Genomic DNA, 12,393 nt, shown 5'->3' on the forward strand with positions numbered 1-12,393 from the left:
CGACCTTTATCAAGGTGTTCAGCATGGTTTAACCACCCCGACTAAAGGATTCGAGCGTGACTGGCAGACCGTTTACAGCGATTTAGTTTACCTCTATTACCAGAACAAGATAAAAGCGGATGAAAGCTGTGAAGTGTCTGTTATCAGTCAACTGGTCGCTGATATTGCTAACGGCGACATCATTATCAACGCACCGCTTAAAGCCAAAGTGTATGCCGTTTACGGCAAAGTCACTATGTCTTTAGGGCAGACAGAAACTGCCGTTAAAGCTTTTAAAAGCGCGCTTAATTTAAATGAAAATGTCGGTGTGAAAAAACTGCTGACTGAATGTGAAAGCAAGCTTGAATCTGATGAGTCAGGCATGGATAAATAAGGAAAAAACAATGAATAAAGCAACTAAAACCGCCGTATTAGCGCAGCCGATTGAAATTGAAGAAGGCAAAACAATCACGGAAGTGAAATTACGTAAACCCTTTGCTGGGGAAATGCGCGGTTTATCTTTCTCCAAGATTATGGAGTTCGACGTAGATACTATGGTGACCTTAGTCCCGCGTATTAGTGAATTAACAGAACGGCAGATGATAAATCTTGAGCCTGTTAATATGCCTCCCTTATTTACAGCGGTGGCCAGTTTTTTCGTGCAGATCGACTCCCCGAACGAATAGAGTCGATTTATGCAGACTTAGCAATCATCTTTCACTGGCAGCCCAGCGAAATAGATAAACTCACATTAGATGAGTTATTACTGTTTAGAGATGAGGCTGGCAAGCGTAGCAGTACTGCAGAAAATCAATTGTGAAGGGCATAGCTTAAATAAGAGTGAGAACGTTTCACTCTTCATGAGCGCTAAGGAAATGTCAATTACAAGTCAGTGATGTGATCTTGTTCATTATTTATAACCATTAATTCTGATATAAAGCTCCTCCCCTGAATACGAGAGAAAAAGTATCAAACTTTTCTAGAAGTTGTTTTATCAGGAATTTATTAATTTATGTATATGGAAGTATAAAATGAAAAAGAAGATTTTATCAGTTGTTGTATTAGTGAGTGTTCTTTCAGGGTGTGGTAGCAGCAGTAGCGATAGTGCAACAGTTACTCCTGCAGTTGAACCAGTAGTTGAACCAGTAGTGGAGCCAGTAGTTGAAACAGCTTCAGTTTGTTTTAATGAGACATTATATAAAGCAGGAACCGAATATAGCGTCGTTTATAAAGTAGGTGATCAGGTTCAAGCAAGGCAAAAGAGTAAAGTGTTTGAAAGTGGTTTATTTAGAGGGCAGGAGGCAACTATGATACGAACCATGAATGAAGAAACTTCAAGTTTATCTGCTCAGTTCATCGCAGTTGATAACAATGAGAAACTATATTCTATTTTGGGCCAGAGCTTTGGTGCTGATAATTCATATTACGAACCGGGTCATTTAATTAGGTTTAACCTTAATAAGGGAGAATCTCATGAGCAAACATATACTGATATTAGTGAATCACCATCTAGCTTGGGTGATACTGTCGTGAATGAGCATGTTACATTTGCAGGAATTGAGACAATTACTATTCCTGCAGGAACATATGATGCGTGTAGACTTGATGTTAAAAGTTCAAGGACAGAAGCTGATGGCTCGACTTATGATAGTACGATTTCAGTTTGGTATGGAGTTGAGTCCGGCATCACAATGCAATTTGTTCTAGGTGATATAAAAGTGCAGTTAGTAGAAGCCGAAATTAACGGCGCTAAAATGTAAATTTAGAACAAATTAACCAAGGGGCTAAACAGCCCCTTTATTTTTGTATGCTGTAATAGAAGGTAATAGAAATGGTTCGGTGGTTTATGTAATATGCCGTGTGAAATTATGAACATACGACAGCCATTCTAATGTATTGATTTAAAATGCTTTAGAATGGCTGTTTTTGTTGGAATATTATATTTAGATATATGGAAGTATAAAATGAAAAAAAGAGCTTTATCGGTTGTTATGTTAGCTAGCGTAATTAGTGGTTGTGGTAGTGATGATGTCAGCATTTCTCCAGGAAAGACTACTCCTGTAGTTACGCCTGTAGTTGAAAATGCTTCAGTTTGTTTTAACGAGAGCTTATATGAAGTCGGCGCAGGGTATAATTTTACTTCACAAAGAGGTGCGGAAACTGCTGAAACAGAAAGTTATAAAGTACTAGAAGATACTCGATACAGAGGGCAGCCTGCAATCCACTTCAGAGTTACAGAGTCTGCTAAGTTAACTGAGAATTATATTTTTATAAACACTGGTGAAAAAACCGTTTCTGTTTTAGGGCAAAAAACTGCAAATGGAGAATCATATTATGTGCCGGGACGATTATCGAAGTTTAACCTCAATAAAGGTGATTCTTATGAACAGACAGTAACTGAAACTGAAGTACTATCAGAGTCTACTAATGAAACCGTGACTAATATAAAGACTACATTTACAGGGTTTGAGACGGTTACAGTTCCTGCCGGAACATATAAAACATGTAAGTTTGAATATAATGCTTCAATTACGATGCCTGACGGTTTGACTCAGAAGTTTACAGCTTCGATGTGGTACGCTGCTGAACATGGTCTCCCAGTTCAATCTGCGGATAGTAATGGAACTTTAAAGAAACTTATCAAGGCTGATATTAACGGCGTTAAAATATAAATTCAGAACAAATCAACCAAGGGGCCAAAGAGCCCCTTTTTATTATCTATGGCTTTTATAAGAGCGATCAATTAGAGCGAACACTTTAGATACTCCCCATAAAACATCCCCAGATAGTTTCCCCTCTACAAAACACGTATTACTTTCCATTTATTCAATATGCCCGTGTTGATGTGGCAAGATATAAGGAAAGCTTCCATGAAAATGAACCTCTCTGTGGTGATGCAGACCATCGATAAAATGAGTGCACCGCTCAAAAAAATCACTTCAACACAAAGTAAATACAGTCAACAGATTGCGCAGGTTAAAGCGCAGAGCGACAAACTCGCCAGCAACCAGGCATTGATTTCTCAGTTACGAAAAACAGGTAAAGAAGCGGGAAAAAACAGTGTTAAATTCAATGAAGCAGAGCAGAAGCTGGCAATGTTTAACGATAGAATGAAGTCGGCTAAAAAGCCCTCTGAAGCACTGCAGAGGCAGATTAAAAAACAGCAGGATGTTGTAAAAACGTTGAAAACAGCGCAAAGCGCCTACACCAGAGAGTTAACCAAAACCCAGAACAAAATGAAATCGGCGGGCATTAATGTAAAGCGTCTGAGCAGTGAAGAGAAACGCTTGTCTAAAGAGTATGAACAGCGCATAGGTATTATCGCTAAACTCGTCAAAAAAGAGGAACGGCTGCAGCGTGTCCGGGCAAAGCTCTCTAAGTTTAAAATGCCGAATATCGGTGGTGTGGCCGTGGGCAAAATAGGGGCTGTGATTGGCGGAGCCAGTTTTGCCGGTTTATTTTCCCTGGTTAACAGCGCTGCCGGAGAGATGGATAATCTTTCGAAAAAGGCGCAGAACCTGCAAATGCCCGTTGAAGAACTGCAGGCCATGCAGTCACAAGCTGAGCATGCAGGCGTAAGCGCAGATACTATGACTGTGGCCATGACTCGATTCACCAAGCGATTAGGTGTACTGCAGACTACGGGCGCAGGAGCAATGGGATCCTTTCTTAAAAAAGGTAAAAACCCGTTATACGAAGAGCTAAAGCACGCCACTGATACTGAGCAGGCTTATGACAAAGTTCTTAAGTCATTTTCTAAATTAAAAACCAATCAAGAGCAGATGGCCTTTGCTGATGCTGCCTTTGGTCAAGACGGCCGTAAAATGCTGATCATGCTGCGAGAAGGTACAGAAGGTTTAACCAGTGCGCGCAAAGAGTTTAATGCCCTTGGCGGTGGTGTCACAACGGAGGATGCTAAAAAAGCAGAGGCTTATAATGATGCGATGCAGAAAATACAGGAGTCGTTCCGCTCTATTAAGTTTGCAGCATTAACGCCTGTTATGGAAAAGTTAACTGCTTTATTTACTGAGTTCTCAGAAAAGTTTAAAAATGTACAGTGGCGAACAGAGGTTATTGAAAAAGTGAAAGAGGTGGTGAGTTCATTATTCCAGGCGTTCAAGTTACTAGGTAAAGGTATCGTGTTTTTAGCACAGCATATGCCCGAAGTGATTGCCGGTCTTGCTCTGTTTAAGATTGCTATATTTGCCTTAAACGCCGCTATGTTCGCGAGTCCTATCGGGCTGATTATTGCGGCAGTTGCAGCACTTTCTGTGGGTATTATTTATCTGATGGATAAAACGGGCGTGTTAATGCCGGTGCTGAAAACATTGTGGGCAGTATTTAAACGGATAGGTGCAGGTATTGGGGCAATTGTCAGCAGCCTGGTGCAGCAGATTTTAATGCTCCCGCGGGCCATGATGAAAATGGTGTCATTAATTCCAGACAGTTTATTACCACCTGGCTGGGGTGAGAGTATTAAATCGGCCCAGAAGGACTTAGAAGCATTTAATAAATCAGTCGGCCAGTTTGGTGATAAAAGCATTAACTATGCAGTTAATGGGGAGTTTAAAGAAAGACACGATAAACTTGAAACGGTAAAACAGCAAATTAAAGCGCCCCAGCAGAAGCTTGTGAGCGGCTCCCATGAATTAGAGCGAACGCTTGGTAATAATAAGGGACAGAAAGGCTTTGCAAAACTACCGTTTCAGTTTCCAGGTACCAAATCGCTGTCACCATATAATTATGGAACCGTGTCACCTCAACTTAAAGAGACGCACGAAAAGCTCGAAATAGTGAAAGATAAAATTCAAGAGCCTCAAACAAACAAGCAGGTGAATACCGAGTTTAAGGAAACACATGAGAAGCTTGAGATAGTAAGAGAAATAATAAAAGACTCACAACAGGACAAGCAAACTAATCAGACAGCACAAGGTTCGGTGAGATCACCAATAGTACAAAATAAAGGTTACAGCGGTATGCTGCGTCATCCAACAGTGCAAAGTAAATCGCAGGTCGATGTACGGATAAAATCAGATAAGCCGGTTGAAATAGTAAAAGCGGAATCAGATAAACATACAGAAATGAATGTGGACACGTTTGACTTTAACTGGTCATTTTGAGGGGAAACGATCATAGGATTAAAATGAGTGTGGACAGAATGTGGTCACTAGAACGAAAAAGCCCCTGTAACCTATTGATTACAGGGGCTTGTAGGTGGTGGAGATGGGGGGAGTCGAACCCCCGTCCGAAAAACCTACGTCCTCGGTACTACATGCTTAGTCTATCTTTTAGTTAACTCTCTACTCTCCGATAGACAGGATAGTAAAAAGCGAGTCCGATACTGTTTCGCGGTTCACCCTCGAACAAGGTTCCCTCGCTATCCAAATGTAAATGACCTTCCGAATCCCTGCCCATAGGAGAAACGTGGGTGGAAGGCTAGCTAGCCTAAGCTGCTAGAGCGTAGTTATCGTCGTTTGCAACTATAACTTTTGCGGCTTTTTTACGAGGCCAGCCGCACCTCGGCATGCACCTTGGGTTTCAAGAATCTCGTCGAGTCCTAAATCATCCCCACAGTGATAAGCACATTCACTTGCCTATATATTAATAGTAGCAAAACAAAGAGCGTGAAGATAGTGTTATCTACGTCACATTACCTTTATTTGACACTAATTAATGAGTTTTACTGCTTAACTGGTTACTTATCGAACGCTGTGCTTCATCATGCGTTCTTTTTGTACTTTCCATTCTCTGTCTTTTACATCTGTACGTTTGTCGTGGTCTTGTTTACCTTTTGCTAATGCAAAGGAAATTTTAACCCAGGCTTTTTTCCAGTATAAAGAGATTGGAATAATCGAGTAACCCTGACGTTCCACTTTACCGACTAAATTGTCGAGTTCGCGTCTTTTAAGCAGGAGTTTACGGTAACGCAGCGGATCACATACTACATGTGATGATGCTGCAATTAACGGGGGAAACGTTGCATTTAATAACCATGCTTCTCCATTTTTCAGGAAAATATAACTATCGGCAATATTCGCTTTACCCGCGCGTAACGATTTCACTTCCCAGCCCTGTAGTTCTAGACCCGCTTCAAAGCGTTCTTCCAGGTGGTACTCGTGACTAGCACGTTTATTGCGTGCAATCGTATTTTCGTTGTTTTTTGTTTTTGATTTTTTCTTAGCCATAGCCTCGTATTATAAAGTGACAATTTGAAATTGCTATTTCATTTGTGTAAAAGTTGCTGATTTATTACTGAAATTGGGAAATATTTTTTCTTAGCGGATTGATGGTGTAATATGACCTCTTTTTTTAGTGTGGAGGGCAAATGGCACACGTATCCCGTAGTGCGCTGCTGATGTACAGTGCAGATGAAATGTATCACTTAGTTAATGATGTACTTTCATATCCTGAATTTTTGCCTGGTTGTGTGGATTCAAATATTTTGTCGAGCAGTGAACGTGCGATGCAGGCATCGGTACAGGTATCTAAAGCCGGCATCAGTAAAACCTTTGTAACCGAAAATACACTGGTTAAAGGCCGGAGTATTATAATGGCGCTGGTTGAAGGGCCTTTTAAGCATTTAAACGGCGGCTGGACCTTTACCGAACTTGATGAAAAAGCCTGCAAAGTGAGTTTAGATCTGCAGTTTGAATTCAGCAGTTCACTGGTTGAGCTGGCATTCGGACGTGTTTTTAATGAGTTAGTCGGCTCTATGGTAAAATCATTTTCGAACCGGGCTAAAGTCGTTTACGGAATCCGCTAGGAAAAACATGAATAATTTATTTGAGATTGAAGTGGTGTACGGCCGCCCGGACAGACAGGTCTTATTGCCTGTTTTAGTTTCAGAGGGCTGTACTATCGCGGAAGCTATTGTGCTTTCCGGAATTTGTGCGCACTTTCCTGAAATTAAAGTGACTGAAGCAAAAGTCGGTATTTTTAGTCGTCCGGAAAAATTAGAGTCGCTTGTTAAAGTCGGTGACCGGGTTGAAATTTACCGGCCGCTAATCGCAGATCCGAAAGAGATGCGTAAACTGCGGGCCGCTAAAATGAGCGCTAAATAAACTTCAGTTGTTAAAAACAATATTTTAATGGATAAAAAAAGAGCAGAGAACCGTTTAGGTGTCTGCTCTTTTTTTGTTGGGGCGGATCTATCCGTTAATCTTCGATAATCGGAGCCGGAGATCTTGCTTCTTCACCGGTGTCACCCTTGGAACTTTCCGTTGATGGTTTCGGCGCTTTTTTGCGGCCCGACTTAAGTAAAGGGTTGTTTTCAATTTCATCTTCCCTTTCCATACTCACCAGCACTTTATTATCAAATACTAGTAAAACCTGATGCTGCTGAATTTCTTCTGCGCCGGGTTTAATATAACGGATGTAGTACCATTTTGATGAATCAAACTGGTCAATTAACATCGGAGAGCCAAGAATAAAGATAACCTGCTCTTGTGTCATACCTATTTTGACCTGATCTACTTTTTCATCGTCGATATAGTTACCCTGGGTAACGTCAATCTGGTAAACAAATGTATCGTAAAGAAATGAACATCCCGACAGAGAGAAAACTAAAAATAATGGGGCTATGATTTTTTTAATAAGCATGGTTTTAACAACATCTTAATTCAAGTGAGTGGATATAAAGAGCGTCGATAATACCCAAGGCACGCTGACTTGTAAAAAAATAACGACAGATATTTGTCGATTCTGTTTTGTTCGCTCACAGTTAGACACTAATATATGAAAAAAACAGCTTTAATATGGCTGTGACTGAACGATTTCTTTAAATATTGCCTAAATGTCCGTAGAATTCCCACTTTCGTGTAAATCGTTTTAACTTGTTTTGTGAATTTATTGAATGCCTCTATTTGCGTTAGGAATTAATCATCAGACTGCCTCGGTATCACTGCGGGAAAAAGTGGCATTTTCACCCGAATTTTTACTGGATGCTTATCAGCAGTTATTAGCGCAAAGTTCTGTGCAGGAAGCGGTGATCGTTTCCACCTGTAATCGAACTGAAATCTACTGCAGCCTGAATCAGGAAAGCTGTCAGGAAGTGATTCAATGGTTCTGTGTCTTTCACGATATTGTTGAAAGTGAATTGAGTCAGAGTTTGTACTGTTACAGTGATGAGCAGGCTGTGCAGCATCTGTTCCGTGTTGCCTGCGGCCTGGATTCGTTAGTGCTGGGGGAGCCGCAGATACTCGGGCAGATAAAGCAAGCTTTTGCGACTGCCGGTCAGGCGAAAAGTATTAATAAAATTCTTAATAAGTGGTTTCAGCAGACTTTTACTGTGGCCAAGCGGGTGCGTACTGAAACACAAATCGGTGCCAATGCTATTTCTGTGGCATTTGCCGCGGTTTGTTTAGCAAAGCAGATCTTTAGTGATTTATCGCAGAGCCGGGTTTTATTAATTGGTGCCGGTGAAACAATTGAACTGGTGGGCAAGTATTTAGTTGAGCATGAAGTTCCTAATATTACCATTGCCAACCGCACATTAGCACGGGCAATGGATCTGGTTGAGCAGTTTAATGCGCAGGCAATTACCCTGGGTGAAATTCCTAATCACCTGCCGGATGCTGATATTATTATCTCATCAACAGCAAGTCCGCTTCCAATTATTGGTAAGGGCATGGTTGAAAGGGCTTTAAAAACCCGCCGTCATCAGCCGATGTTATTTATTGATATTGCTGTGCCGCGGGATATTGAAGCTGAAGTCTGCGAGTTAAATGACGCTTATCTTTACAGCGTTGATGATCTGCACGGCATTATTGAAGAAAATAAACAGGCAAGACAAGAAGCGGCTATTGAAGCCGAAAAAATTGTCGAAGGCTGCATCAATGATTTTATGCATTGGATGGAGTCCTTAAAAGCGGTTGAAACAATTCGTTTATACCGCAGTAACAGCGAGATATTGCGCGATCAGTTATTAGAACGGGCGAGTCTTTCATTAAGTAACGGCAGTGAGCCGGAAAAAGTAATAAAAGAGCTCGCTTTTAAATTAACCAATAAATTAATTCATCATCCAAGTCAGGCGTTAACCCAGGTCAGTCGCTCGGGTGATGATAATGAGCTGCAGATATTACGATCTGCCTTAGGACTCAATTTAGATGAATAAGTTTACCCTCGGATGACAAAACGTCACCGCTATAACAATAATAAATTTTCTTAATCGGGTCTTTATAAGGCAGGTTAAGCGCAAAGAATATAAAACAAGAAGAGAATAGATATGAAAGCATCAATTGTAAGCAAATTAGAAGGGCTTGTTGAGCGTTATGAAGAGGTTCAGGCACTGCTTGGCGATCCGGATACAATTAGCGATCAGAACAAATACCGCGAATTAACTAAAGAGTATTCACAGCTGGAAGTTGTAGTGCTGTGTTTCCAGGCTTATCAGGGAGCGGTTGAAGATTTAGAAGCTGCTGAAATGATGATGGAAGATGACGATCCTGATATGCGCGAAATGGCAAAAGAGGAGATCCGCGAAGCAAAAGAATCGGTTGATAAATTATCTGATGATTTACAGATATTATTACTGCCAAAAGATCCGAACGATGATCGTAACTGTTACCTGGAGATTCGCGCCGGTGCCGGTGGTGATGAAGCGGCTATTTTTGCCGGCAACCTGTTCCGTATGTACAGCAAATATGTTGATACTAAAGGCTGGCGTATGGAAGTGATGAATACCAATGCCAGTGAACAGGGCGGTTATAAAGAGCTGATTGCTAAAATTGACGGTGACGGAGCTTACGGCCTGATGAAGTTTGAATCGGGCGGTCACCGTGTACAGCGTGTGCCGGAAACCGAGTCCCAGGGGCGTATCCATACTTCTGCATGTACTGTGGTAGTGATGCCTGAAATTCCAGAAGCAGAAGCTATCTCAATTAATCCGGCTGACTTAAAGGTTGATACCTTCCGTGCATCCGGTGCGGGTGGTCAGCACGTTAATAAAACAGATTCTGCTATTCGTATTACTCATATTCCGACAGGTACAGTGGTAGAATGTCAGGATCAGCGTTCACAGCATAAAAACCGCGCGCAGGCGATGTCGGTTTTACAGGCGCGTCTGCAGCAGGCGGAAGATGAAAAGAATCAGGCAGAAGAGCAGACAATCCGCCGCAGCCTGGTTGCCAGCGGTGACCGAAGCGAGCGAATTCGTACTTATAACTACCCGCAGGGGCGTGTAAGTGATCACCGTATTAACTTAACACTTTACCGTCTAAATGAAGTATTAGAGGGAGAGCTGGATGCGCTGCTGGATCCGATTTTACAGGAAGATCAAGCGGATAAATTAGCCGCACTTGCACAGGGTGATTTCTAATTGCGCATAGATGATGCATTAGTCTGGGCAGAGTTTACATTAGTTAACAGCGACAGTGCGTTATTAGATGCACAGGTTCTGTTAGCTTTTGTACTGGGTAAAGAAACGGTTTATCTGATGACCTGGCCTGAGCGTGACTTAACTCACGAACAGAAAAGTCACTTTGAAGAGTTAATCAGTCAGCGGGTTAACGGGGTACCCGTGGCGCATTTGACCGGCACTCGTGAATTCTGGTCTTTAGCGCTTAAAGTGAATAACTCAACGTTAATTCCGCGCCCGGATACGGAAATATTAGTGGAAACTGCGCTTGAATTCTGCCCGCAGGATGCTCATATATTAGATCTGGGCACCGGCACCGGTGCAATTGCTTTAGCATTAGCCAGTGAACTGCCGCAGGCACAGTGTCTGGGTATAGATTTCAGCAGCGATGCCGTAGCTTTAGCAAATGAAAACAAGCAGCTGTTAGAGATGACTAATGTGACCTTTAAACAAAGCAACTGGTTCGAAAATGTCTGCGGTGAATTTGATCTGATTGTCAGCAATCCGCCTTATATAGATAAAGACGATCATCATTTAGAACAAGGTGATGTGCGTTTTGAACCTTTATCGGCGCTGGTTGCCGAGCAGTCAGGATTATCGGACATCCGCTTAATAAGTGAACAGGCTCGGCAGTATTTGAAAAAGCAGGGCGTGTTAATTATTGAACATGGCTTTGAGCAGGGGCCGGCGGTACGCGAAATATTAAGCGCTTACGGCTATTCACAGGTTCAGACTAAAAAAGATTATGGCAGTAACGATCGTATTACCATGGCTGTTTTCGAATAAGAGATGACGTACCGACGTCAGGAGAAATAAATGTACACTATTTTAAAACATACCCATTTAGTTTTTATACTACTTGCGGTTGTTCTTTTTGTATTAAATTTTTACTGGTTAAGAACTAAGCATGCCAATGCTGAAAAAGCAGTGTTTAAAAAAGTGCTGCTGCATACTAACTTAACCGTTCTGCTGTTAGGCGCCGCCTTAACGGGTCTTCTACAGGTTAACCCTCTACAGGAGCAGAACTACTGGGTATTAGAGAAACTAGGCGCATTTATCGCTTATGTTGTGATGGTCCATGTTGCATTAAATGAAAAAACGCGTACAAGAATGCAGTTTATGACCTTCATCGGCGCATTCGGCTGGGTTGCATATATTGCTGAGCTTGCGATGACCAAACAAGCAATTTTACTGGTGGGATAAAACGTGACTAAAATTTCTAATAAGGAGCACAGGGCTCTGCTGATCGATGATCAGTTCGATTTTGACAAACATTCTATTATCCAGACTGCAGTTGCTGTTGAATCGGAATTGACCGGTATTAATGTCAAAGAGTTCGAAGATGAGCTGAATCTGCAGCATATAGTGATTAAATCTAAACTGGCCGGTTTTGCTGAAGCAGACCGCGCTAAATTACATAAACTACTGGATATTCTTTATCAGCAGCAGGCCTTTAAAGGCGACTGGAAAGCCTTTTTTAAAGTAGAAAATGCTTTGCTGTCTAAAGTGCTGGCACGCCGCAAAGGTATTCCAATCAGTTTAGGCATCTTAGTTTTAGACTTTTTAAAAGAGTGTGACTTTGATGCCCAGGGAATCTGTTTCCCAAGCGGATTTATTATCCGCATTAATTTAAAAAATGAAGTCGTGTACCTGGATCCGTTTACCGGGGAATTACCTTCCTGGGAGCTGCTTGAATTGAAAGTGCGCGGTCAGCTTGGTAATCATGCCCGCTTAACCCTGGATATGCTTAATCCCGATGATAATAAAACCATTATCATGCGTTTAGTTAACGTGATTAAAGCGGCTTATATTCAGGCTGATGAGCTGGAGCTGGCGCTGCTGTGCTGTGATATTTTACTGCGCATAGATCCGGAAGATGCTTATGAAGTGAGGGATCGCGGTTTTCTGTTCCAGCAGCTGGAGTGTTTTAACTTAGCGCGCACTGATTTTGAATTTTTTATTGAGCAGTATCCGAAAGATCCGATTGTAAATTTGTTAAAGCAGCAGATTGAACAGATGAATCTAGATACAAATATACAAGTAATCCATTAAAAATAAGA

15 protein-coding genes and 1 other RNA gene are annotated in these 12,393 nt (G+C 41.7%); 13 read left to right on the top strand and 3 right to left on the bottom strand.

Annotation, left to right across the window (positions count from 1 at the left end; translation table 11 throughout):
• From G337_RS28910 to G337_RS27775, 6 genes are all read left to right on the top strand, one after another.
• Positions 1-373 (top strand): hypothetical protein (locus G337_RS28910; RefSeq protein ID WP_037027594.1); only part of this gene is annotated, 373 nt, incomplete at its 5' end.
• Positions 374-383: 10 nt separating this feature from the next.
• Complete coding sequence (locus G337_RS0114730; RefSeq protein ID WP_028864577.1) at positions 384-665, top strand: phage tail assembly protein; 282 nt, start codon at positions 384-386, stop codon at positions 663-665.
• Between the two features lie 23 nt (positions 666-688).
• On the top strand, positions 689-799 hold the full coding sequence (locus G337_RS28230) for a GpE family phage tail protein (protein WP_281170211.1): 111 nt from the start codon (positions 689-691) through the stop codon (positions 797-799).
• Between the two features lie 211 nt (positions 800-1,010).
• Positions 1,011-1,739 carry a DUF3108 domain-containing protein gene (locus G337_RS0114735; protein WP_028864578.1) on the top strand — a complete coding sequence of 243 codons (729 nt, stop codon included), beginning with the start codon at positions 1,011-1,013 and terminating at the stop codon, positions 1,737-1,739.
• A 204-nt stretch (positions 1,740-1,943) separates the two neighbouring features.
• Entirely contained in the window at positions 1,944-2,651 is a 708-nt protein-coding gene (locus tag G337_RS0114740) for a TapB family protein (protein ID WP_028864579.1), read from the top strand.
• A 198-nt stretch (positions 2,652-2,849) separates the two neighbouring features.
• A complete protein-coding gene (locus G337_RS27775) occupies positions 2,850-5,099 on the top strand; it encodes a phage tail tape measure protein (protein ID WP_051303273.1) in 2,250 nt (749 codons plus the stop codon).
• Positions 5,100-5,194: 95 nt separating this feature from the next.
• Here the strand turns inward: G337_RS27775 and ssrA are convergent.
• Both ssrA and smpB read right to left on the bottom strand, forming a co-directional pair.
• Positions 5,195-5,549, bottom strand: a transfer-messenger RNA (tmRNA) gene (ssrA, locus tag G337_RS28235).
• Positions 5,550-5,678: 129 nt separating this feature from the next.
• Positions 5,679-6,164, bottom strand: coding sequence for an SsrA-binding protein SmpB (gene smpB / locus G337_RS0114750; RefSeq protein ID WP_028864580.1), 486 nt, complete (start codon positions 6,162-6,164; stop codon positions 5,679-5,681).
• Positions 6,165-6,304: 140 nt separating this feature from the next.
• On the opposite strand from smpB, the gene G337_RS0114755 reads away from it, so the two are divergent.
• Both G337_RS0114755 and G337_RS0114760 read left to right on the top strand, forming a co-directional pair.
• Complete coding sequence (locus tag G337_RS0114755; protein WP_028864581.1) at positions 6,305-6,742, top strand: SRPBCC family protein; 438 nt, start codon at positions 6,305-6,307, stop codon at positions 6,740-6,742.
• A gap of 7 nt (positions 6,743-6,749) precedes the next feature.
• Complete coding sequence (locus G337_RS0114760) at positions 6,750-7,040, top strand: RnfH family protein (RefSeq protein WP_028864582.1); 291 nt, start codon at positions 6,750-6,752, stop codon at positions 7,038-7,040.
• Between the two features lie 94 nt (positions 7,041-7,134).
• Here the strand turns inward: G337_RS0114760 and G337_RS0114765 are convergent, their stop codons facing one another.
• Positions 7,135-7,578 (bottom strand): outer membrane protein assembly factor BamE, encoded by a 444-nt coding sequence (locus G337_RS0114765; RefSeq protein ID WP_028864583.1) that lies wholly within the window; start codon positions 7,576-7,578, stop codon positions 7,135-7,137.
• Positions 7,579-7,831: 253 nt separating this feature from the next.
• On the opposite strand from G337_RS0114765, the gene hemA reads away from it, so the two are divergent.
• From hemA to G337_RS0114790, 5 genes are all read left to right on the top strand, one after another.
• Positions 7,832-9,091, top strand: coding sequence for a glutamyl-tRNA reductase (hemA, locus tag G337_RS0114770; RefSeq protein WP_028864584.1), 1,260 nt, complete (start codon positions 7,832-7,834; stop codon positions 9,089-9,091).
• A gap of 111 nt (positions 9,092-9,202) precedes the next feature.
• Positions 9,203-10,294, top strand: a complete 1,092-nt coding sequence (gene prfA, locus G337_RS0114775) for a peptide chain release factor 1 (protein WP_028864585.1) — start codon at positions 9,203-9,205, stop codon at positions 10,292-10,294.
• The gene (gene prmC, locus G337_RS0114780; protein ID WP_028864586.1) at positions 10,295-11,119 is read left to right on the top strand and encodes a peptide chain release factor N(5)-glutamine methyltransferase; all 825 of its coding nucleotides are present in this window, start codon (positions 10,295-10,297) and stop codon (positions 11,117-11,119) included.
• 30 nt (positions 11,120-11,149) lie between these two features.
• Positions 11,150-11,536 (top strand): SirB2 family protein, encoded by a 387-nt coding sequence (locus G337_RS0114785; RefSeq protein WP_028864587.1) that lies wholly within the window; start codon positions 11,150-11,152, stop codon positions 11,534-11,536.
• Between the two features lie 3 nt (positions 11,537-11,539).
• A complete protein-coding gene (locus G337_RS0114790; RefSeq protein WP_028864588.1) occupies positions 11,540-12,385 on the top strand; it encodes a SirB1 family protein in 846 nt (281 codons plus the stop codon).
• Positions 12,386-12,393 lie beyond the last annotated feature (8 nt).

The sequence above is a fragment of the Psychromonas aquimarina ATCC BAA-1526 genome, from assembly GCF_000428725.1.
GTDB classification, from domain to species: Bacteria; Pseudomonadota; Gammaproteobacteria; order Enterobacterales; family Psychromonadaceae; genus Psychromonas; species Psychromonas aquimarina.

Excerpts from the sequence above, each read along its gene's own strand:
- G337_RS27775 (WP_051303273.1), top strand. The coding sequence starts at position 2,850 with ATGAAAATGAACCTCTCTGTGGTGATGCAGACCATCGATAAAATGAGT.
- hemA (WP_028864584.1), top strand. The coding sequence starts at position 7,832 with ATGCCTCTATTTGCGTTAGGAATTAATCATCAGACTGCCTCGGTATCA.
- G337_RS0114730 (WP_028864577.1), top strand. The coding sequence starts at position 384 with ATGAATAAAGCAACTAAAACCGCCGTATTAGCGCAGCCGATTGAAATT.
- smpB (WP_028864580.1), bottom strand. The coding sequence starts at position 6,164 with ATGGCTAAGAAAAAATCAAAAACAAAAAACAACGAAAATACGATTGCA.
- G337_RS0114785 (WP_028864587.1), top strand. The coding sequence starts at position 11,150 with ATGTACACTATTTTAAAACATACCCATTTAGTTTTTATACTACTTGCG.
- G337_RS0114765 (WP_028864583.1), bottom strand. The coding sequence starts at position 7,578 with ATGCTTATTAAAAAAATCATAGCCCCATTATTTTTAGTTTTCTCTCTG.
- G337_RS0114755 (WP_028864581.1), top strand. The coding sequence starts at position 6,305 with ATGGCACACGTATCCCGTAGTGCGCTGCTGATGTACAGTGCAGATGAA.
- G337_RS0114740 (WP_028864579.1), top strand. The coding sequence starts at position 1,944 with ATGAAAAAAAGAGCTTTATCGGTTGTTATGTTAGCTAGCGTAATTAGT.
- prfA (WP_028864585.1), top strand. The coding sequence starts at position 9,203 with ATGAAAGCATCAATTGTAAGCAAATTAGAAGGGCTTGTTGAGCGTTAT.
- G337_RS0114735 (WP_028864578.1), top strand. The coding sequence starts at position 1,011 with ATGAAAAAGAAGATTTTATCAGTTGTTGTATTAGTGAGTGTTCTTTCA.
- G337_RS0114760 (WP_028864582.1), top strand. The coding sequence starts at position 6,750 with ATGAATAATTTATTTGAGATTGAAGTGGTGTACGGCCGCCCGGACAGA.